A 22166-nucleotide genomic window follows, 5' to 3' on the forward strand; every position below is an offset into this window, starting at 1 on the left:
ATGACCTTAGCACAAAAATTCAATTGTTTAAACGGAAATATAGTTTCAAGAATTGACCTTGAAAAGTTACTTGAATTTGCCCAAAAAGAGCAGCATAGCCTAATAGAGAAAAGAATAACGAAAGTGCTTGACGCTTTTGCGGGTGATTCTTTCGCCATTGAAATAAACAGCCCTGTAGAACCTTACGGATTAAGCGGAGTTGATGCCGATATGCTTTTGCCGACATTGGAATATATTTCCGAGAAGGATAACGAAGGGCTTGGGAAAGCCGTTTCGCCTAATGAAATCTATGATTATATCACCAATTTGATACTTAACACTATTGATAAGGTGGGGCATTTGCCTTGGCAAAAAGAATGGAAAGGTTCGGGAACTTCAAGGGGTGCCAAAAATTATGTTTCGGACAAAGAGTATACGGGAGCAAATTTCATTCTCAATTTTGACGTTGTATATGATGAAAACGGGGAACCGTATTTAGTTCCTATTCAATTTAAACAGCCCTATTATTTGACTTTCAACCAAATAAAGGAAGCCAATGCAACCCTAAACGAAGGTGCCAAAGCCAGACGTGTTATTTATTATACCCTTCTTTTTAGTTACAGCAATCACAATGGCTTAGCTTTTAAGACCACTGACAAGGCAAAATGGATTGAATTTATTAAAAGTAATAACCTCGATAAAACTGATTTAGATAAAAACAGTTTTAAAATTCCGATTATCAAATATTACAATCTCTATCGTGCTGACCATTGTACGGGATTAAAGTTCAAGGAAGATAACACAACAACTAAAGAGGTTGACCCTATTGATAGTGCTCAGGCTATTATTGACGGGTATCCTAACCCACCCCGATATACTTTTGAAGGTGATAAAGCGGTGTACTATCCTATGGAAGACCGTCTAAATATGCCGAGCATTACTGCTTTTTCGAGTGAGCAATTTTATTATGCTACTTATTTCCATGAAGCAATTCATAGTACCGGACATTCTAAACGATTGAACAGAGGGAATGACACCCGAATAAGAGACGGTTCCAAAGAAGACAGAAAAGCGTATGCTTTTGAGGAATTGGTGGCTGAACTGGGTGCGGTTTTCCTATGTGGGGAATCGGGTATTTTATTTCACACCAAAGAAAATTCCGCTAAGTATCTCAAAGGTTGGAATAATAGATTAGTGGATGAATTAAGTAATGATAACCGTTTCTTTCTCAAGGCGAGTGCTCAGGCACAAAAAGGGGCAAATCATATTCTAGGACGTGAGAAGGAAAAGGAGAAAGAAGATGAAGAAACTGAAGACTCGGAACCCTACTCCCGAATCAATAAAAAAGCTTCCAATTATGGAAAAAAGAAAGCGTTTGTGTCGAAAAAAAATCGTTTTGTAAAACCTTTCTCCGTTAATGATATTCCGTACAACACAGCATACCACGCCTATACTGGTACGAGTTTTAGTCCCGAAAAAAGGGCTGAAAATGAACAAAAAGGTTATGTTCAATTCATGGAGCACGTTTGGGAGCAACAAATGAAAATTGCCGAGAAAAACGATTTGCTTTCTGTTTTTGAAGAACGCTTTCTACGATTTAAAGAAGGGTATTTATCCCATACTCTCGCCTATTTAAAAAGCCGACACGGTCTTTTCTCTACTATGATTGCTGGTAGTTCGAATTTCCCCGTAGCTCGTATGCGCAAAAAAAATGCGGTAGTTGACAGCCGATTAAACGCTTTGGTTGAATATGGTAAAAAATACCAAAATCTATTTGCAAAGGAATTAAAGCCTGTTATTATAAAAACGGGTTCACAAACTGCCCTTTCACAACTCGAGATTAAGTTAAAAAAAGAAGAAGAGCAGCATCAAAGGACGCTTGATTTTAATGCTGTCATGCGTAAAAAAATATCGGACGAACAAAAAAAAGATGAACTTTTAAAAAAGGGGTTTTCACAAGATTTCATTGATAAAGCTTATAAAAGTGGATTTACGACTTTGGGAAGTTATGTTAGTACGAATGCATTGGCTCGTATCCGCAATCTAAAAGCCCAAATTGAACTGGAGAAAAAATTGAACGTAAAGAAAGAAGAGGGCAATAAAGAAAAAGATTTTGACGGCGGAAAAGTGGTTTGGAATTATGATATAAACCGTCTTCAGTTGCTTTTTGAGGACAAACCCAATGAAGCAATTAGAACGGCTTTAAAAAGAAGTGGATTAGCGTTTAAATGGTCACCAAAAGAGGGTGCTTGGCAAAGACAATTAAACACTTTTGATAAACACAATTGGAAACTACTGCTTGCAGTTATTCCGAGTTTGGAAACTAAAGCCGGTGATTCAGAAAAAAAAGAAAGTTCCATTACAACAAAAGGGTTAAACGCCCCAAAGGTGGCTACAAAACCCGAAGTAAAAAAACAAATGGGGTGTACCCCAAAGGTTACTCCAGAGAAAAATGTAAACAAAAATTCACTTGCCTACAAAATGGCAAACCGACCAAAGGATGTGCCCTTTTTCAATATTGACAACAAGGACATTGCTGATTTTCTAGGACAAATAGAGCGTAAAGAAAAAGAAAGTATTGTGATTTCGCTCACGGGTGGTCAGGGGTCAATGAAAACAAGAATGTGTTTTCAGTTTATGAATGCCCTAGCCCAATTTTATAAAGTCGGACATGCCAGTATCGAAGAGCATCCCGAAAGCTCTTTGTATTATGCCAAAGCCGAGGAATATTTGAATGCTAAAGCTGTGGAAAATATTGAATGCCCTGAAGTGAAAAGCCTTTCTGATTTAGAGAAATTAATACAGGACAATGAAATTATTGTCATTGACAGTTTTTCTAAAATGCAGGAAATGTGCAAAGGTTTTGAGATTGATAAAGATTTACGTAAAAAATACAATGGTAAATTATTCATTGTCATATTTCAATTAACGACTGATGGCAAAATGCGTGGCGGTAGCAAAAGTCAATTTGATGCGGACATTGTTTTGTTTACCGAAAAAATGGCTGACTATAGGGATAACTATATCTATGCCGATAAAAACCGCTACCAAAACAAACCGTTGGACGGTTTGAAATTCAATATTTTCAATAAAAAGCTGATACAGGATAATCCCGAAGCTCCGTCAGAACCAAGAGCGAAAAAGAAACTTTCTTTCCTGGTTAATTAATCATAAGGTTCACCAAAAATAAAGACACTAAATATTTTAAAAATCAATCAAATGAAAAACAAAGAATCAAAAAAAACGAATGTTAGAGGACTAAAAAGAGTATGTTCCCGAGTTTTAAAAAGTACTGGACTTAAAGCAAACGGTACTTTGAAAAAAGGTTTTAAATATCTTAAGGGAGGTAAAATTGTGAAAGTTACCGCAAAAACAACTGTTAAGAAAAAGGCTCCTAAAAAGAAATCCGCTAAAAAAACTATCAAAAAGAAAGTAGCCAAAAAGAAAAAATCGGTTAAAAAATAAGCCAATGAATCCAATAGTAAAATTCATAAAAGAATCTAACGGAAACGTATCGCTTCTAAAAATTGAGGACGACTCTATTGTTACTTCTTTTAGTCCTACCCAAAACGTGGTTAGAGATTTATCTCACCCCAATAAATTTAAAATACAAAGTGAAACTTCTTTTGAGAGCAGCCCTTTTGTTTTAGATTATTGGGAAATTGACGGTTCCGCTTGTGAACCTATGATTAATTCATCTAGTTTTGACGGCTTTTTAAAGGAACTTTCGGAAAAATTTTTCTTTGTGAATACTGGAGACGGTCAAGGTGAAGGACAAGTTCAAGAGGTGCATGTGAATAATTTTCCTCCTGTCCCCTCTTTTTTTAAAGTTTACGAGAGTCCGCAGTATAGGGGAAATGTTTACGGGTTCACCTCTAGCAATCAATCCAAAAAATATATTGTCCAGTCGGTTTTTCAGCTTTCAAGTACGTCACAAATTAATTTTTGGTCTCCTAATCATTTTGACAATGAATACGGTTTTGGTACTATGATGACCGATAGTGCCGAGAGTAGATTAATTCCCTCTATTGATACTTTTCAAATGAACGGTATGTTTATAAAAATTACATCTACTTTTAATTTTTTTGGTGGTAGGTATCATTTATTACGTTTATACCAAGATGTTAGAACCAATGAGGTGTATTTAATGGCTAATCAAAGTACCGCTATTGGGACTTATATTCCTTTTGATTTCTCAACTCTAAAAGCAGTTGACGGGGGATTTTTAATTGAATGCCTTAGTTTAAATCTAAAAATTGAAGTGAGAAATAAGTTTTTCTAGAATTAAGCTAATTTTTTATTCTGAGAATGGCGGTGCAATTTGTACCGCTATTTTTTTTATGGAATGATTCCCTCTATCAAATTTAAAAATAGTTTGACTTCTTTACAGCAATAGAGACCGATTGTAAAATACAATACACGATTATTACTTTTAATTATTTTTTTAAATAAAAATATTCTTACTTTGTAAAAAGATAAAAGATTATCTACAAACATTTTAAGTTAAATATTAAAAAAAAATAATGAAAAACAAATTACAAAGAATTGGAAAAGTAGTACTATGCTGCTTTATTCTAATTGCATTAAGTTGCGAGAAAGATAATGCATTAACGGAACAAGATGTCAAGATGATTGAAGCCAAAAGATGGTTTAATCAATATGAATCTAATGGTGCTAATTATGAATTATTTCAGAATTTAGATTACGACTGGAATAAAGCGAACATTACAAAGTCAGAAGATGGAATAGAAACTATTATCATACCTGTCAATGAATTAAAAGAAAATAAAAAAGAAATATGGGAACAGAAATTATATCTTTATAAATTAGACACAGGTGATTATAAAGCACTTTTGTTTGAAATATACCCTAACAAAAATTCAGAACTAAGCAGTCAATCTATTGATGGGGGAGATTTTAACGGATACATAAGTACTTGGGATTTAAAAATGGGCTTTATTAGAGCTGCTAAATTTGTAGATAATCAAGTGGTAGAAAATGGAATTGCGAAAACAGTTTCAATTGACAAAGTTACTGGCAAAGCACCGCCTATCCTTCCTTGTTCTGACGGAAGTTGTAATACAGATGGCGGCGGCGGAAATCCAATTCCACTAAGACCAGTTATTATAACGGGTTCTTATACTGGAACTCCAGTGGTTTATACGCCACGCAATCCAGTAACTGGAGGGACAAGTCTAGGCGGATATACTTCAATTGGTGGTAATGGTGGTGGTGGAAGCGGAATTACAGCTCCAACACCTGTACAAATTATTAATGCCCTTACCGGAAAAGCAAAATGTCTTAATGATTTATTAAATAAAAACGGAAATTCTTTTGTACAAAATTTATTGGCTAATTTCGCAGGAAAATCTGAATTTGATATTAAAATTGTTTCAACAGATAAAGTAACTAATTTAGATAAAAATGGAATTCTTAGAGAAATTAACGGAAAAACAATTCATTTACCAGGAAGCACATCAATGACAATTGAAATCAGTACTTCTAAAGCAAATGAACATGCTTCTTTAGACGTTGCAAGAACTATTTTACATGAATACATACATGCTGACATTTTTAGAAAGTTAAATACAGCATCTACTGAAATTGGTAACAGATCAGCAGATTTTAAAGAGACTTATGCTAAATATGAAAATCAACATGGAGCTATGGCAGTATTGTATCTTAGCAGTATGAAAGAAGCTTTAAAAGAGTTTCATAAATACGTACTTACTGATGATTACAATAAATACACAGCTTATTTTGGAGAAGCACCTAGTGATGCTTTTTATGAGGCTTTGGCTTGGGGTGGTCTAAGAGATAGTGATGTAAAAGCTTGGACAGATTTGTCAGCAGAAAAAAAAGCAGAAATTGAGAAACTTGCAAGCAGAGTTCCTCTTTTAAGTAAAACAGTCCCATGTCCTAACTAACATTATAAAAACATTTATTATGAAAATACTAACAGCAATATTATCTTTCTTTTTTTTGAGTTCTCTAAAAGCCCAAGAAAAACAAAAAGATACACTATTTTTTAATTATGATAATAAATATATTAATACATATGCAGAACTCCCAAGTCATTTTTACTTGGATGATAGCAGCGGTGGTAGTAATGGATCATTTTTCTTTAAAAAAGGAGAAATAAAAAACAATCTAAATCCTAAAAAAATCCTGTCACTTAAAAAATTTGTTCATTCTTCAGAATTTTATGAAAAAAAGAAAAAATTAAAGGATGAAAAGCTTGCTGCTTTTTTTAGTAATTATGTTATATTTTTAGTTAAAAATATTGATGAAAAAAAAGAGTATATTCAAGTAGAATCTGGTTTTGAAATCGAATAAAAATGTTTGCCTTAATGATGTAATGACATATACACACGTAAATGTTGTAACTTAGAATAGTCATTGCAAGAATTTTAAACTTCCACAAATTAAGTAGAGGATTTATTCTTTTTTTTAAAAGATAAAATAATTCAATTAATGAAGGAATTACTGTTTATTTAATTTATAACACCAATTAAAAAAAGGGCTGTCTAAAAATATAGACAGCCCTTTTTTTATGTAAACTAAATTTTTATATTATTACTTATTGACTAATTTCTCTAAATAAGAGATTTTTTCATTTTTTTCATCTAACAAACGCTCGTAAAGTCTTTTACTTTCTTCGTAAGCTTCAACTAGTTTATCAAGCGGATTGTAAGTGTAATTTGGAGAAAATCCAGTACAGCTATTTCCAACAACAATATTATTAAAATCGTTGTCATGTATATAATTAAAATAATTTATAACCCCTTCTTCCGAAAAGTTTTTGATTGCTTCTACACTAACTCCTAGAGCTTTTGCAACTTCCACAAGTTTTTCTTCTTCTATGGTTTCGCTTGCTTCCATATTAGAAACTGACTGTTGAGTTACACCAATAGCTTTAGCTAATACTTCTTGTTTTATACCTCTAAGCTCTCTTATACGGCTAATATTTCTGCCAATATGCTTTGTTTTAATTTCTGTGCTCATAGTTCAAAGATATTTAAAATTCTGTAAAAAAAATCAGTTTTGATAAAATACAAGTATGCATTTGTAATATACAATTTCGAACAGTTTGTTATGTTGTAATCTATTACTTACTTGCATATGGTAAACAAAAATACAAATTTAAAATAGTGTTCAACATCTAAAAAATAAAATATATGAAACAACTTATATTCTTAAGGTAATAATGAAAATCCGAAAATATTGAAAAGTAAGTTTAATGCAAAGAATTTGAACATCTAAAAAAAGTAAATAATAATGCTATTAAAATACAAAACTATGGTGACTAATAATATTAAAACCAAACAAAAACTACATGAACTAGTCAGTGCGCTTTATACAACATTTCCACCTGACAAACAGAAAAAGAATTTATATGCCGTATCATTTACAGTTTATGATTACAGTCACTTAATACTTATTGTATCTGACCTTATAAGTCTTTGTCTGAGCGCCATTAATGATGAATCTGAGTGCGGTTCTAGCTCTAAGGCTAAATCAAAAGTCAATATCGCACAAATATTGAATATTGCAATTGAGTTACTTCCCGTAGATGAAGATGCGTTTTTAGAAAAGTCACAGGAAATATTTTCAAAGATGAGTAGTAATGTTGTCTCAGAAAATTAAAATTTCTAACGGAGAATTATTATATAAATACAAAAGATACTTTAAAAAAAGTATCTTTTTTGTTTTAAATACATTTTTCTACAAAGGTTATTATATCTACTACTGCAAAGTCTATGAAATATGGGTTTGTCTGAATAGTAGAGTTTTATATAGAAAATAAAATGCTCTCTTGATAATTTGCAATAAAAAGAATATTTATATTTGTTAAATAACCGTTAAAAAATAGCATCAAATCATATAAAAGTGGAATGATTGTCCCTACTTTTTAGCGATATAAATTAACAATAATTTTATCAAAAATAAAGGATAAATTGATGACAAACGGAGAAATTAATAGATTAGGAGATAAAATAAGAGAAAATTATATTAAAGATTCTCTTGAAGAAAATACTCTTAATGAATTGCAAATTTATAGAACTTCTCACAAAGATTCTTTAGCAAAAGTTTTTAATGCAATGTGTAACCTAAATAGAAAAATGGGGAAACGTAGTATTATAACTTATCGTATAAAGCGTTTTGAATCAATTATTGGAAAATTGTATAGGTTTCCAAAAATGGAATTTAGTAGAATGTGGGATATTGGAGGTTGCAGATGTATTGTAAATAATAATGAAGAAGTATATGAATTTAAAGAATTAATTGAAAAAAGTGATATTTTAGTAATTAGAAAAGAGAAAGATTACATAATCGCCCCACAAACAGAAGGCTACAAATCTTTACATTTATACATTTCATTAAAAAACGATACAAATAAAGTAATCGAGCTACAAATAAGAAATAAAGATGACCATAATTGGGCAACTTTAGTAGAAATTACAGATTTATTATTTGACGCAAAATTAAAGGAATATGGTAAAGACAAGGAGTTGTTAAGATTTCATTTTCTTTTATCTAAACGTTCAGAATTATCAACGGATGAAAAAAAAGAAATTGCTAAAACAATTAAAAAATATAAATATTTTGAAAAATTAAGCAATGTGTTTTCAAGGAATTATATACAAATTAGAAAACAATGGCTAAACATTGAAAGTAAGAATAATCATAATTATTTTTTAATTGAAACCAAAAAAGATGAAGTCCCAAAAATTACATCTTATAGAAAATTTGATGAAGCAGAAGAAAATTATTTTAATATCTATAAAAATAATCAAACTGCAAATGTTGTATTAACTCATTTACCGAAGCCTGACTATGAACAGATAAGCATAGCATATTCAAACTATATATTAACTTTTCACTCCTTCTTAGATGATAGTTATGAAATATTTGAAAGGTTAATCGAAAAAACTTTAGTTGACAAAAGGTATTTTGAATTCATCAAATACTTCACCTTGTATAATGAAATTGTTTATAATCACGTAAACAATTTAATGTCAGAAGTTTTTGAAGTTTATCAAATATCAAAAAGAAATTCGAATGACCTACAAAATTATAAATTAAAGCAAAAAGAAAAAGATTGGGTTCAAGATATTAACAACCAAGTAAGAAAAAGACAAGATAAGCAGAAAAGAATTCAAGATTCTATGAGACAAAATATTCCTAGAGGAGGAACATTAGGTAATTATATTTTTACATTTATTTCAAAAAGAATTGCAAGAAAATATAATAAAAGAATTAAAAAAGTAGCAGATAGAATGGAGATTAAATAAAAGAGCTACTGCTAATAATGCTAACTGTTGCATAACTCCTCAAAAAATAATTTTTAAAATAATAACTAAAAAGCAAACCTCTTTTAAAGCGATTTGAAAGAGGTTTGCTTTTTAGATATATCAATCAATCGTTTATTAATTTCTCAACTTCTGCTAAACTATTTTTAAAGTGATTTTCTTTACCATCAGTAAATTCGATGACGGTAACTGTTTGACCAGTATTATAAGTTAGACTATAAAATTGCTTAATGTTGTGGACTAAAACTTTGACAACTATTTCGTGACCTGATTGTAGTAATGTAATTGTTTTCATATAGTTATGTTTAAAAATCAAACATACGAAAAATATTCTTACATTACACCCCAAAAAAAAAAGAAGGATAAAAGCCATAATATAGCAGCTACTAATCGACATTATGATAATTAGGTTTAATGGGAAGTTGGTTCTGTATTTGACTTAATTTAGTTCCAAACCCGCTATAGTAGCCACACGTTAGCAATAATTTGAGTGTTAATATTAAAAAATCAACCTATAAAAAATGGAAAATACATCAAAATTAAACAGATTAAAAGCTTTAAGCGGAGTATTACTACTTGGAATTTTAGGAACGGCTTTATGGGAATTATTAATAAGAGATTTAATTTTCTACATAGGAAATTTATTTGTATCAACTTTTTCATTATTCTATAAAGGGTATGTAAATGATATGTATAGCCATATTTTTGCTAGTGAGTATTCTTTTCAAATTTTACCTTCAATTATTATAATTTTAGTAATTATCGCTTTGCCTATTTATTTATTTATTAAAGTGCAATTTGCTTTTATAAAACATGAATCGACCGAAAATGACATTAAATCTGGAATTATTGCAGATGCGATTTTTAATATATTGAAAAAAAAAGGGAGAGCATCTTTTATGTTTATTTTGACGGGTATTTCAATAATTTTAATGTACAGTGATTTACTAATTAAGCAAATTTCAGGGAGCGAAGCATATAGAATAATTGACAAAAATTTGATAATAATAAAGCCATACATACCTGAAAGGGAATATGACTTACTTCAAAGTGAATTTAGATTAGTCAATAGTAAGGATAAACTATTACATTTAATTATTGAGATAAATAAAATTGCAAATAAAAATAAAATTGATTTAGGAGAATCTAAGTTACTGGCATTAGGCACTGTAAAAAATATAAAATGACACACTAGCGCTAACAGTTTCTACAACGGATTTGGGTAATAGGCTAAATGGAAAGATAATTTTGTATTTGAGATGATTTGGCAAATCCGAATAATGGGCTTATTTTATTCTCAAACATATAGTAGCGGGGCGAGGTTAGCTGCAAACTTTTCACAACATTTAAAAATTAAATTCATGCAACAGAGAATACAAGTAATTGAACTTGGGATAATAGAATCTAAAATTGTAGAAAAACCAGTTGAAGATCAACTATGGGGTTTTTTAATACAGCCTAATTTCATAAAAGATGGTGTCAATCTTAGAATCAGATTTGAACTACTACTACCTATTGATAGTAAAAGACATATTTATTGTAATACAATTTCAGGATTCTTTATAGAGTTTTTCAACGCAGACTATTTAAAATCGAATACTGACATGATACTCAATCTTATTCAAGTTTCAATGGCGCATACAAGACTTACAATTATGCAAATGTTTTCTGAATATAGCTATATACCTATGCAATATTTAGATAGCAAACATTTTGAAAGTGAGCTTAAACAACAAATTGCAGAATTAAAACTATAGTTTACAAAAACCAGCAGTTAACAGATACTACAATGGATTTAGGTAATTGGCTAAATGGGAAGTTGGTTTTGTATTTTGGCTTATTTAGCAAATCCGAAGAATGAGCTTAATTTAATCCCAAGTCCACTGTAGCAGTAAGACGCTACCAGTAACTTACCCACAAACGAAATAATATACCTTCCGAATTAAGTTGTATTTAATCTTAGTTATAAAATTTTAAATTATGAATGAATTAGAATTATTAGAAGAATTAATCCAAAATGAACATAATTTGAAAATGTCAATGTTTTATGTTCATTTTGCAAATAATGAAGATGAGAAACAAATCGCAAATAATAATAGAAACAAAATTCAAGATAAAATTGATTTGTTAAAAATTGAACTGCGAGATATTGAAGATAAAACTCAAAGTCAAAAAGCAAAATTTGGTATAATAAATCAACTTAATCACTATGTTGAGCAAATAAATTTAGTCAGACCAGGATTAAAATTGACACGAAAACAAGATATGCTTTTAGAAAATATGCTATTTAGTTATATTTCAATGGATATTTATCGACAAATATCTGAAAAAGTTATTGGTTCACATATTCCAGCATATCTACATTATACTGATAACGAAAAAGACTCAATCGAAATTCCAGAATTAACTGAGTTTCTAAAAAATGAAATTAGCATTGTCAAATCCATTGAAAATGTTGATTACATAAAACTTCAAGATTATTATCAAGGATTTAGACAAAGAATGGTTGACAAATTTATGAACTAAAAATAAGCTATTGGAAACAGCTTTTATTTAAACAAAAGAAACATATCTCTTTTAAATCACTTTAAAAGAGATATGTTTTTTAGTTGGAGCACAAAAATATATTATTAACCCATCAGAGATAATTCTATATGTTCTGAATAATCTTCTGGAAGAACTGCATCTATGTTACGTAAATATTTCTCTAAGGCGCTCATGGTTGTATGTCCAGTAATGAGCATTAATTTAGATTTTGTTTCAAATGGTGTTAGTTCTTTTGCAAATTCTTGATATAATTTACCAATAAAGTAATGTCTAAAACTGTATAATCCATATTCAGCGCCCAAGTTCATAGGTATTTTGACCATTTTATTAAATCGTTTGGTAAAATAACCTCTTTTATCGTCTTCATTTTTGGTCACCCATTCCCCTATTCCATTGGGAGTAAAAAGAAAATGCTTTTTATTTTTATTCTCTAAATTAGGTAACTCTCGAAGTAAGATTTCGGGAATTATTTTTGTCTTTACAGGCTGGTTTTTAGCTTTTATATAAAGGCGCTTGCCAACAACGTCAATGTCTTCAATTCGCAATCTACACACCTCTATTGGTCGCAGAAAATTGTATGAAATAAACAAAATAAAGAGTAATAACTGGCTGTCTTTTTCCTTGAGGTCTTTAAAAATTTGTTCTTGAATAGTCTGGGTATAGGTTTTATTTCTTGTTGGAGTTGATTTTAAAGTCGGAATTTTAGAAATAAAATTATCCTCTATAATGTCATTACTATCTAAAACTTCAAATAAAGAAGATAATATACTTCTGGCATCATTGTAACTACGGGCAGATGTTTTGTTTAAAATTTCGTTTAAATAGGTCTGTGCGGCTTTTTTTGTGATTGCCGTAATGGGTTGTCCTATAAATCCTTTCTTATCGAGCCATCCTTTAAAATTATTAATCCTTGATTCATAGGTCGCAAATGGTTTTTCGGCTAATACTTTCTCCTTTAATTTGATTCCTAATTCAAAAGCTTCCTTAATTGTCAAAATAGTTTTTTCATCTTCTAGTAAATCATCATCGGGAATGTAAGGATTGAAACCATTCTTTAAAATGATTGACAAACTAATGCGGTATTTTTCTAAAATCTCTAAACGTTCCTCTTTGGTTTTATACCAATTCACCCCGTCCTTTATGTTCTGTTGACGCGTTAGTAAATTTGTTTCGGGGTCACGATAGGAATAATATAGGTACCAATTTTTTTTTAAGGCTGCTTGTTTTTGTTCTTCTGAAAGTGTTTTCCATTTTTTTATATCAACACCTCCAGTATAAATTTGAGGGTCAGAATATTGTCGTTTCATTTCAAAACCGTGTACGTTTGTGTGTATGTTTTTTAAAAGGTCTTTAAGTTTAGCCATAAAAAAAAGCGATTTACTTCCGTAAATCGCTTATTCTAAACCTTTTAAATCTGTGGGCGATGAGGGGTTCGAACCCCCGACCCCCTCGGTGTAAACGAGGTGCTCTGAACCAGCTGAGCTAATCGCCCTATTACAATTTAGATATCTTCATTTCCTTATTGCGAGTGCAAATATAGGCTAGTTTTTCGTTTCTACAAAATATTTTCAAATAAATTTTACATTTAATTTAACCAATCTACACATCTTACTAACATACAATACTTTAGAATTAAATTAATTTTATCAAAAAGTAATTTTAAACTTAAACAAAAAAAGAAATGTCGATTATTAAGAATAAAATCTATAAAAATAGGCAAACCATATCACAAGATTTCAATCAAAATAACATAGAAAAATCATTAACTCTTGAAACATATTCATCACATAGCTCGACTATCTCTCAGAATCCGATTCTTAAAAAATATGATTTAATACACTCCACTTATATTTCATATTTTGATAAACTTCAAAAGATAGCTTCAAATACAATATCAATCACTATAAAAATAGCTATGATTTAATATAAAAAAGATTAAACATATATTCTCTTCACTTTATCTCGTAAACTCTCTTTAAAAAGGCTTATATCAGCTCATCAACAATAAATAATTAACAATCTTAAATCTAGGATATTTCTCCATTAGAGCATGCCTCTTTGGGTCGAGCTGTCCATTATATCTTTTCTTTTCCTAAAGAAAGAAAAGAAAAGGATGCCATTCCCATCCCTCATGCAATCTGGTATTCAAAACAACACTTGGGCAATTTCTAAATCATGGTTGCTAAAAAACATATGATTTTCAATGCTTATCGCTCAGCATTTCGGTTAATACTTTGGATTTGTTATTGGTTAGCAATCACGAGATGGATATTTTGTAAAACAAAAAACCCCGTTTCGTTAGAAACAGGGTTTTCAAAAGAAAGGCGACGACATACTCTCCCACATAACTGCAGTACCATCTGCGCAGGCGGGCTTAACTACTCTGTTCGGGATGGGAAGAGGTGAGCCCCGCCGCAATAACCACCTTAAGGTCGTTTTGCAATGGGTATTCCGACTTTTTCGGAACAACATTACACAATATCTTAACATACTGAGATAAAGAACATAAAAAGCATATTAGAAAGTTCTCTCCCGAGTCCTGAGACTCGGGAAAAGGATGTACATAAGCTTACGGGTTATTAGTACTACTCGACTATGACATTACTGCCTTTACATCTATAGCCTATCAACGTGGTCATCTTCCACGACCCTTAAAAGAAATCTCATCTTGTGGTGGGTTTCGCGCTTATATGCTTTCAGCGCTTATCCCTTCCAAACGTAGCTACTCTGCGGTGCCCCTGGCGGGACAACAGATACACTAGAGGTTTGTCCAATTCGGTCCTCTCGTACTAGAATCAGATCCACTCAAATTTCTAACGCCCACAGTAGATAGAGACCGAACTGTCTCACGACGTTCTGAACCCAGCTCGCGTGCCACTTTAATGGGCGAACAGCCCAACCCTTGGGACCTTCTCCAGCCCCAGGATGTGACGAGCCGACATCGAGGTGCCAAACCCCCCCGTCGATATGAGCTCTTGGGGGAGATCAGCCTGTTATCCCCGGCGTACCTTTTATCCTTTGAGCGATGGCCCTTCCATGCGGAACCACCGGATCACTATGCTCTACTTTCGTACCTGATCGACCTGTATGTCTCTCAGTCAAGCTCCCTTATGCCATTGCACTCTACGCACGGTTACCAAGCGTACTGAGGGAACCTTTAGAAGCCTCCGTTACTCTTTTGGAGGCGACCACCCCAGTCAAACTACCCACCAAGCAATGTCCCCCACAATATGGGGTTAGGCCTCAGATAAACAAAGGGTTGTATTTCAACAATGACTCCACAACGCCTGGCGACGCCACTTCAAAGTCTCCAACCTATCCTACACATCATTTATCCAAGGTCAATACTAAGCTATAGTAAAGGTGCACAGGGTCTTTTCGTCCCACTGCGGGTAAACGGCATCTTCACCGTTACTACAATTTCACCGAGCTCATGGCTGAGACAGTGTCCAGATCGTTACACCATTCGTGCAGGTCGGAACTTACCCGACAAGGAATTTCGCTACCTTAGGACCGTTATAGTTACGGCCGCCGTTTACTGGGGCTTCAATTCAATGCTTCTCCGAAGATAACATCTCCTCTTAACCTTCCAGCACCGGGCAGGTGTCAGGCCCTATACTTCATCTTACGATTTTGCAGAGCCCTGTGTTTTTGATAAACAGTCGCCTGGACCTCTTCACTGCGGCCCCGATTACTCGGGGCGACCCTTCTCCCGAAGTTACGGGTCTATTTTGCCTAATTCCTTAGCCATGAATCTCTCGAGCACCTTAGGATTCTCTCCTCGACTACCTGTGTCGGTTTACGGTACGGGTACTTATTACCTGAAGTTTAGAGGTTTTTCTTGGAAGCCCTTAGGCGCACTATCTCTTTGTCCGAAGACTCCGAGTACTATCGTATTTCCCCAAGCCGCGTGGATTTGCCTGCGCAGCTTATAGGTAGGTACTTCAACGAACTATTCCGTCAGTTCGCGGCGCTTTCATCACTCCGTCACCCCATCACAGTAATAACTAGTACGGGAATATTAACCCGTTGGCCATCGACTGTCCCTTTCGGGTTCGCCTTAGGTCCCGACTAACCCACAGCTGATTAGCATAGCTGTGGAAACCTTAGTCTTTCGGTGTGCGGGTTTCTCGCCCGCATTATCGTTACTTATGCCTACATTTTCTTTTCTAACCAGTCCAGCATACCTTACGATACACCTTCAACCCTGTTAGAATGCTCCCCTACCACTTACAGTAAACTGTAAATCCATAGCTTCGGTAATATGTTTATGCCCGATTATTATCCATGCTCGTCCGCTCGACTAGTGAGCTGTTACGCACTCTTTAAATGAATGGCTGCTTCCAAGCCAACATCCTAGCTGTCTGGGCAGACAAACCTCGTTCTTTCAACTTAACATATATTTGGGGACCTTAGCTGATGGTCTGGGTTCTTTCCCTCTCGGACTTGGACCTTAGCACCCAAGCCCTCACTGCACGGAAACATTATATAGCATTCGGAGTTTGTCAGGAATTGGTAGGCGGTGAAGCCCCCGCATCCAATCAGTAGCTCTACCTCTATATAACTTTACGCCGTGCGCTGCACCTAAATGCATTTCGGGGAGTACGAGCTATTTCCGAGTTTGATTGGCCTTTCACCCCTACCCACAGGTCATCCGAAGACTTTTCAACGTCAACCGGTTCGGTCCTCCACTGTGTGTTACCACAGCTTCAACCTGCCCATGGGTAGATCACACGGTTTCGCGTCTAACACTACTGACTAAAGCGCCCTATTCAGACTCGCTTTCGCTACGGATCCATGGCTTAACCACTTATCCTTGCCAGCAACGTTAACTCGTAGGCTCATTATGCAAAAGGCACGCCGTCACCCAACGAATGGGCTCCGACCGCTTGTAAGCGTATGGTTTCAGGATCTATTTCACTCCGTTATTCACGGTTCTTTTCACCTTTCCCTCACGGTACTGGTTCACTATCGGTCTCTCAGGAGTATTTAGCCTTAGCGGATGGTCCCGCCAAATTCAGACAGGGTTTCACGTGCCCCGCCCTACTCAGGATACCACTATCCTTTACACTCATTACCCATACGGGACTATCACCCTCTTTGGTTCTACTTTCCAGTAGATTCCGGTTCTTTGTGCAAGAAATATCGTGGTCCTACAACCCCAACATTGCCGTAACAACATTGGTTTGGGCTAATCCGCGTTCGCTCGCCACTACTTACGGAATCACTTTTGTTTTCTTCTCCTCCGCCTACTTAGATGTTTCAGTTCAGCGGGTTTGCCCACCTATCGGTGTACTATGTCTTCAACATAGTGGGTTGCCCCATTCGGGTATCTACGGATCGAATCGTGTGTGCCGATCCCCGTAGCTTTTCGCAGCTTATCACGCCCTTCATCGCCTCTGAGAGCCTAGGCATCCCCCATACGCCCTTATTTTGCTTATTGTACCAATCATAAAATCAATTATGACCGTTTTGTTTCGTTTTACTTAAATAAATCAAGTAAAACTGCTTTCTACTTTTTATTATTTCTTATCTCAATATGTCAATGAACTTTATTGGCTTTTAGCCATAAGCTTTCGCTCTTGTGGAGAATAACGGAGTCGAACCGTTGACCTCCTGCGTGCAAGGCAGGCGCTCTAGCCAGCTGAGCTAATCCCCCAATTTTAGTTATGAGTTATTAGTTATGAGTTATGAATCACAGCTCATAAGGTCTCAACCCTAGAATTTCCTTTTATTAAGTATTTTTCAGTTTTTTTTTTAAATCTTAAATCTAAAATCTTCATTCTTAAATCTAAAATCTCAAATTTTGTAGTCCCGGGCAGACTCGAACTGCCGACCCCTACATTATCAGTGTAGTACTCTAACCAGCTGAGCTACGAGACTCTGTTTTTACTTAATTCTTATTCTTTTTTTTTAAATTAACAGCAAGAGTAATAAAACGTCCACATTCGTTCCCAAATAGTCCTTTTCGTCTTCTTTCTCCAGCGTGCTTGCGCTAACACTGAAGCTCTAGAAAGGAGGTGTTCCAGCCGCACCTTCCGGTACGGCTACCTTGTTACGACTTAGCCCTAGTTACCAGTTTTACCCTAGGCAGCTCCTTGCGGTCACCGACTTCAGGCACCCCCAGCTTCCATGGCTTGACGGGCGGTGTGTACAAGGCCCGGGAACGTATTCACCGGATCATGGCTGATATCCGATTACTAGCGATTCCAGCTTCACGGAGTCGAGTTGCAGACTCCGATCCGAACTGTGACCGGTTTTATAGATTCGCTCCCCCTCGCGAGGTGGCTGCTCTCTGTACCGGCCATTGTAGCACGTGTGTAGCCCAAGGCGTAAGGGCCGTGATGATTTGACGTCATCCCCACCTTCCTCACAGTTTGCACTGGCAGTCTCGTTAGAGTTCCCGACATGACTCGCTGGCAACTAACAACAGGGGTTGCGCTCGTTATAGGACTTAACCTGACACCTCACGGCACGAGCTGACGACAACCATGCAGCACCTTGTAAATTGTCTTGCGAAAGATCTGTTTCCAAATCGGTCAATCTACATTTAAGCCTTGGTAAGGTTCCTCGCGTATCATCGAATTAAACCACATGCTCCACCGCTTGTGCGGGCCCCCGTCAATTCCTTTGAGTTTCATTCTTGCGAACGTACTCCCCAGGTGGGATACTTATCACTTTCGCTTAGCCACTGAACTTGCGCCCAACAGCTAGTATCCATCGTTTACGGCGTGGACTACCAGGGTATCTAATCCTGTTCGCTACCCACGCTTTCGTCCATCAGCGTCAATCCATTAGTAGTAACCTGCCTTCGCAATTGGTATTCCATGTAATCTCTAAGCATTTCACCGCTACACTACATATTCTAGTTACTTCCTAATAATTCAAGTCTAGCAGTATCAATGGCCGTTCCACCGTTGAGCGATGGGCTTTCACCACTGACTTACTAAACCGCCTACGGACCCTTTAAACCCAATGATTCCGGATAACGCTTGGATCCTCCGTATTACCGCGGCTGCTGGCACGGAGTTAGCCGATCCTTATTCTTACAGTACCGTCAAGCTCCTACACGTAGGAGTGTTTCTTCCTGTACAAAAGCAGTTTACAATCCATAGGACCGTCATCCTGCACGCGGCATGGCTGGATCAGGCTTGCGCCCATTGTCCAATATTCCTCACTGCTGCCTCCCGTAGGAGTCTGGTCCGTGTCTCAGTACCAGTGTGGGGGATCTCCCTCTCAGGACCCCTACCCATCGTAGCCTTGGTAAGCCGTTACCTTACCAACTAGCTAATGGGACGCATGCTCATCTTTCACCGTTGTGACTTTAATTAAAAATCGATGCCGATCTTTAATACTATGAGGTATTAATCCAAATTTCTCTGGGCTATCCCTCTGTGAAAGGTAGATTGCATACGCGTTACGCACCCGTGCGCCGGTCTCTTGGTCCGAAAACCAATACCCCTCGACTTGCATGTGTTAAGCCTGCCGCTAGCGTTCATCCTGAGCCAGGATCAAACTCTTCATCGTATATTGTTTGAGATTTAAATCTCTTTATTTATTTGACTGAAGGTCTAGTGGTTTTATTCAAATCTTTCGATTCTATTACTCTTATTTCTTTTGTCTCGATTAATCGAGACGGCTGTCAATTCAATATGTCTAGGAACGTATCTTAATTCTTTCTAAGATTCACAACTCAGTGTGAGTCCGTGTTTCGCGCTTTTCGTTGTTTCTCAAAGCGGGTGCAAAACTAGCAATTCTTTTTTTAACCGGCAAGAAAAATTTGAAGTTTTTTTTAGAAATTTTTTATCTCTTTTCTTCTCTTTCTCTATCCAGTCTCTCAAAGAACGTTGCGCATTTTGCGGGGTGCAAAAGTAAACATCATTTTTAATTCTCGCAAGCTTTTTGAAATCTTTTTTGAATTTTTTTTTCAATCCCAATTTCATCTCTCTTGCCAGTCTATCTATGAACGTCTGCGTTGTTGCGGGTGCAAAAGTAGACCTTTTATTCACTTAAACAATACTTTTTCTAACCTTTTTTTAACCTTATCCTAAAGTTTTTTTCAACACTTTGGTTTTGCGCTATTTACATTTCTTCTTTTTTACGTTTCTTTCCGTTTAGCTCTCACTTTGGAGTGGTTTTTGACGTTTTGCACCGTTTTTAGTGGCAGATTGAAGATGTCAACACCCAAACTACAGGCGGATGCAACCAATTCAGCTAAGCCAAAACACCTATTTATATAGATTCCCACCTCAAACAGTCTCTCCTATATATAAGGTATATGTTTTTATACACTCCTATAATTATATAATACACCTTATATATAGGAACAGCTCCTTATTAAGAACCCATCCCCTAGCCCCGATAGCAGTGGAAATCCTTGTTGGCCGGCGTTCGGACAACAAAATTGAAACGTAGAGCGGGATAAAGCTACTAATTGTCAGAATTTAATCGAAACGAATTGCTTTGACTGGCGAAATCTTGGTGATTATATATGAAGGTATCAATAAGACTAAAAAACAAATCGAAACCGTTAGTAGATTTAAAGCTAATATATAAACTAGATTAATATAAACTGGCGCTTGATTTACATAGTAGTTTTCAGGGTTTAACTTTATAACTCCAAAATATTGCTGAATTAACAACAATGAGATTCCTATAAGATTACCCCAAAACAGTCCTCTTACTATAAGGTAAAAAGCATTATACAGAAATATTTTCCTAACTGACCAATTACTGGCTCCTAATGCTTTTAGAATTCCAATCATTTGTGTGCGTTCCAGAATGAGCACTAACAAAGCAACTACCATATTAATAGTAGCAACCAATATCATAACTACTAAGATCACAATAATATTGAAATCAAAAAGTTGCAACCACTCAAATATGTAACTATATTTTTCGACAATAGTATTTGTATCAAGTGTTGAAGATGTTTTTTCATACACTTGTTCTCCTACTTCTTTTATTGCACCAAAATCTTTCGCAAAGACTTCGAATGCCCCTACTTCATTCGGCGTCCACTTGTTAATGCGCTGCACATGACGAATGTCCCCTATTATATAGGTTGCGTCGAATTGTTGAAATCCTGAATTGAATATACCTGTGATTTTAAATCTACGAACATTCGGCAACTGATTTTGATCCTCTTTTATAAAGAAGGTATTAAAGGAATCCCCAACTTTCAAATTTAACCTATTGGCAAGAAATTGAGAAATCACAACTTCTGAATTGAGGCTTCCAGAAAAATTAGGCAATTTGCCTGAAACCAGATACTCCTTTATATTCTCCCATTGATAATCGTTTCCAACTCCTTTAAAGATAATACCTTCAAAAGCCGATTCGGTTCTGATAATCCCGGCTTTACTAGCAATAGCTTGAACATGACCTACTCCTGGGACTGACTTAAACTTTGGATAGAAATCTTGATTCTTCGAAATCGGCGACAAAGTAATTTCAGATTTATTATTATCGTAGTTTGAAATTATAATATGCCCATTGAAAGCAGATATTTTTTCGCGTATTTTATTTTGCAAGCCAATACCTGTTGCAACCGAGACAATCATCATTATCATTCCGATTGCAATGGCCGATATAGCTATGTTTATAATTGGTGCCGATATACTACTTTTGTAATCTTTGGCAGTTATAAGTCTTTTGGCGATAAAATATTCTAAATTCAAATTGATATATTTTGAGGATCTAAACAAATGTACATGAAATTTTCAACGAATTCTTTTTAACCAGACAACCTGTCTAAAACTAAAAAATCTAATTCGGCTGATAAACATTTCTACTACAACGGTAATTTTTTCTTCATTTCTTCGACTATATTATAAGCTGCAGGGCATATCGATACATTCTTAATAGTCAAATCTGCAATTTGCTGAAACTTTTTTCTATCGGTATGAGGAAATTCTCGACATGCTTTAGGACGAACATCATATATCATACAAGCATTTTCATTATCTAAAAAAGTACAAGGAACATTTTGCAGCACATAATCTTTATCTTCATCAATTCGCAAATATTGCTCAATAAACTGTTGTGGTTTTTGCCTAAAATGTTTTGAAATACGTTCAATATCTGCAAGAGTAAATAATGGCCCAGTGGTTTTACAACAATTGGCACACTTTAAACAATCTGTTTTTTTGAATTCTGCATCATGCAAATCCTGCATTATATAATCTAAATTCTTGGGCGTTTTCTTTTTTAGCTTATCAAAATACTTTTTGTTTTCGATATGCTTATCTTTGGCAAGTTTTCCTAGTTCGTTTAAAGCTGGTTTCAATTTTGAAATTTGAAGTTGAAACCACAAAAGTACTAAAC

The 22166-nt window shown here is 34.9% G+C and carries 15 protein-coding genes, 3 tRNA genes and 3 rRNA genes; 10 read left to right on the forward strand and 11 right to left on the reverse strand.

What is annotated here, in order from left to right:
* The 5 genes from OZP08_RS00895 to OZP08_RS00915 all read left to right on the forward strand — a co-directional run bounded on the left by OZP08_RS00895 (position 1) and on the right by OZP08_RS00915 (position 6315).
* Positions 1-3147, forward strand: a complete 3147-nt coding sequence (locus OZP08_RS00895; protein ID WP_281322762.1) for a zincin-like metallopeptidase domain-containing protein — start codon at positions 1-3, stop codon at positions 3145-3147.
* Positions 3148-3198: 51 nt separating this feature from the next.
* A complete protein-coding gene (locus tag OZP08_RS00900) occupies positions 3199-3444 on the forward strand; it encodes a hypothetical protein (protein ID WP_268847892.1) in 246 nt (81 codons plus the stop codon).
* Between the two features lie 4 nt (positions 3445-3448).
* On the forward strand, positions 3449-4261 hold the full coding sequence (locus OZP08_RS00905; protein ID WP_268847893.1) for a hypothetical protein: 813 nt from the start codon (positions 3449-3451) through the stop codon (positions 4259-4261).
* A gap of 241 nt (positions 4262-4502) precedes the next feature.
* Complete coding sequence (locus OZP08_RS00910) at positions 4503-5906, forward strand: hypothetical protein (protein WP_281322763.1); 1404 nt, start codon at positions 4503-4505, stop codon at positions 5904-5906.
* A gap of 19 nt (positions 5907-5925) precedes the next feature.
* On the forward strand, positions 5926-6315 hold the full coding sequence (locus tag OZP08_RS00915) for a hypothetical protein (protein WP_281322764.1): 390 nt from the start codon (positions 5926-5928) through the stop codon (positions 6313-6315).
* A gap of 240 nt (positions 6316-6555) precedes the next feature.
* On the opposite strand, the gene OZP08_RS00920 is transcribed toward OZP08_RS00915, so the two are convergent.
* Complete coding sequence (locus OZP08_RS00920) at positions 6556-6984, reverse strand: helix-turn-helix domain-containing protein (RefSeq protein ID WP_268847896.1); 429 nt, start codon at positions 6982-6984, stop codon at positions 6556-6558.
* Positions 6985-7278: 294 nt separating this feature from the next.
* Here OZP08_RS00920 and OZP08_RS00925 point away from each other — a divergent pair, with 294 nt between their 5' ends.
* Together OZP08_RS00925 and OZP08_RS00930 are read left to right on the forward strand one after the other, a co-directional pair.
* Positions 7279-7626, forward strand: a complete 348-nt coding sequence (locus tag OZP08_RS00925; RefSeq protein ID WP_268847897.1) for a hypothetical protein — start codon at positions 7279-7281, stop codon at positions 7624-7626.
* Positions 7627-7940: 314 nt separating this feature from the next.
* Positions 7941-9275: a nucleotidyltransferase family protein gene (locus OZP08_RS00930; RefSeq protein WP_281322765.1), complete on the forward strand. Its 1335-nt coding sequence runs from the start codon at positions 7941-7943 to the stop codon at positions 9273-9275.
* Between the two features lie 124 nt (positions 9276-9399).
* Here OZP08_RS00930 and OZP08_RS00935 read toward each other — a convergent pair whose 3' ends face one another.
* Positions 9400-9588 carry a hypothetical protein gene (locus OZP08_RS00935; protein ID WP_281322766.1) on the reverse strand — a complete coding sequence of 63 codons (189 nt, stop codon included), beginning with the start codon at positions 9586-9588 and terminating at the stop codon, positions 9400-9402.
* A gap of 226 nt (positions 9589-9814) precedes the next feature.
* Here OZP08_RS00935 and OZP08_RS00940 point away from each other — a divergent pair, with 226 nt between their 5' ends.
* The 3 genes from OZP08_RS00940 to OZP08_RS00950 all read left to right on the forward strand — a co-directional run bounded on the left by OZP08_RS00940 (position 9815) and on the right by OZP08_RS00950 (position 11819).
* On the forward strand, positions 9815-10480 hold the full coding sequence (locus OZP08_RS00940) for a hypothetical protein (protein ID WP_281322767.1): 666 nt from the start codon (positions 9815-9817) through the stop codon (positions 10478-10480).
* Positions 10481-10654: 174 nt separating this feature from the next.
* On the forward strand, positions 10655-11050 hold the full coding sequence (locus OZP08_RS00945; RefSeq protein WP_268847902.1) for a hypothetical protein: 396 nt from the start codon (positions 10655-10657) through the stop codon (positions 11048-11050).
* A gap of 223 nt (positions 11051-11273) precedes the next feature.
* Positions 11274-11819, forward strand: coding sequence for a hypothetical protein (locus tag OZP08_RS00950; RefSeq protein WP_268847903.1), 546 nt, complete (start codon positions 11274-11276; stop codon positions 11817-11819).
* 104 nt (positions 11820-11923) lie between these two features.
* On the opposite strand, the gene OZP08_RS00955 is transcribed toward OZP08_RS00950, so the two are convergent.
* From OZP08_RS00955 to OZP08_RS00995, 9 genes are all read right to left on the reverse strand, one after another.
* Entirely contained in the window at positions 11924-13204 is a 1281-nt protein-coding gene (locus tag OZP08_RS00955) for a tyrosine-type recombinase/integrase (protein WP_281322768.1), read from the reverse strand.
* A gap of 53 nt (positions 13205-13257) precedes the next feature.
* Positions 13258-13332: transfer RNA gene (locus OZP08_RS00960), tRNA-Val, on the reverse strand.
* An 827-nt stretch (positions 13333-14159) separates the two neighbouring features.
* Positions 14160-14269, reverse strand: a 5S ribosomal RNA gene (gene rrf, locus OZP08_RS00965).
* A 130-nt stretch (positions 14270-14399) separates the two neighbouring features.
* Positions 14400-17283, reverse strand: a 23S ribosomal RNA gene (locus OZP08_RS00970).
* Positions 17284-17425: 142 nt separating this feature from the next.
* Positions 17426-17499 (reverse strand) — tRNA-Ala (locus tag OZP08_RS00975).
* 150 nt (positions 17500-17649) lie between these two features.
* A tRNA-Ile gene (locus OZP08_RS00980) sits at positions 17650-17723 on the reverse strand.
* Positions 17724-17853: 130 nt separating this feature from the next.
* A 16S ribosomal RNA gene (locus OZP08_RS00985) occupies positions 17854-19367 on the reverse strand.
* Together the 16S, 23S and 5S rRNA genes with 2 tRNA genes alongside form the textbook arrangement of a ribosomal RNA operon.
* Positions 19368-20284: 917 nt before the next feature.
* Positions 20285-21520, reverse strand: a complete 1236-nt coding sequence (locus OZP08_RS00990) for an ABC transporter permease (RefSeq protein WP_281322769.1) — start codon at positions 21518-21520, stop codon at positions 20285-20287.
* Between the two features lie 113 nt (positions 21521-21633).
* Entirely contained in the window at positions 21634-22128 is a 495-nt protein-coding gene (locus OZP08_RS00995) for a YkgJ family cysteine cluster protein (RefSeq protein WP_268847906.1), read from the reverse strand.
* Positions 22129-22166 lie beyond the last annotated feature (38 nt).

The sequence above is a fragment of the Flavobacterium aestivum genome, from assembly GCF_026870175.2.
Classification (GTDB): domain Bacteria; phylum Bacteroidota; class Bacteroidia; order Flavobacteriales; family Flavobacteriaceae; genus Flavobacterium; species Flavobacterium aestivum.

Bases quoted from the DNA above. Each gene is read 5' to 3' on its own strand.
- OZP08_RS00895 (WP_281322762.1), top strand. From the start codon at position 1: ATGACCTTAGCACAAAAATTCAATTGTTTAAACGGAAATATAGTTTCA.
- OZP08_RS00900 (WP_268847892.1), top strand. From the start codon at position 3,199: ATGAAAAACAAAGAATCAAAAAAAACGAATGTTAGAGGACTAAAAAGA.
- OZP08_RS00905 (WP_268847893.1), top strand. From the start codon at position 3,449: ATGAATCCAATAGTAAAATTCATAAAAGAATCTAACGGAAACGTATCG.
- OZP08_RS00910 (WP_281322763.1), top strand. From the start codon at position 4,503: ATGAAAAACAAATTACAAAGAATTGGAAAAGTAGTACTATGCTGCTTT.
- OZP08_RS00915 (WP_281322764.1), top strand. From the start codon at position 5,926: ATGAAAATACTAACAGCAATATTATCTTTCTTTTTTTTGAGTTCTCTA.
- OZP08_RS00920 (WP_268847896.1), bottom strand. From the start codon at position 6,984: ATGAGCACAGAAATTAAAACAAAGCATATTGGCAGAAATATTAGCCGT.
- OZP08_RS00925 (WP_268847897.1), top strand. From the start codon at position 7,279: ATGGTGACTAATAATATTAAAACCAAACAAAAACTACATGAACTAGTC.
- OZP08_RS00930 (WP_281322765.1), top strand. From the start codon at position 7,941: ATGACAAACGGAGAAATTAATAGATTAGGAGATAAAATAAGAGAAAAT.
- OZP08_RS00935 (WP_281322766.1), bottom strand. From the start codon at position 9,588: ATGAAAACAATTACATTACTACAATCAGGTCACGAAATAGTTGTCAAA.
- OZP08_RS00940 (WP_281322767.1), top strand. From the start codon at position 9,815: ATGGAAAATACATCAAAATTAAACAGATTAAAAGCTTTAAGCGGAGTA.
- OZP08_RS00945 (WP_268847902.1), top strand. From the start codon at position 10,655: ATGCAACAGAGAATACAAGTAATTGAACTTGGGATAATAGAATCTAAA.
- OZP08_RS00950 (WP_268847903.1), top strand. From the start codon at position 11,274: ATGAATGAATTAGAATTATTAGAAGAATTAATCCAAAATGAACATAAT.
- OZP08_RS00955 (WP_281322768.1), bottom strand. From the start codon at position 13,204: ATGGCTAAACTTAAAGACCTTTTAAAAAACATACACACAAACGTACAC.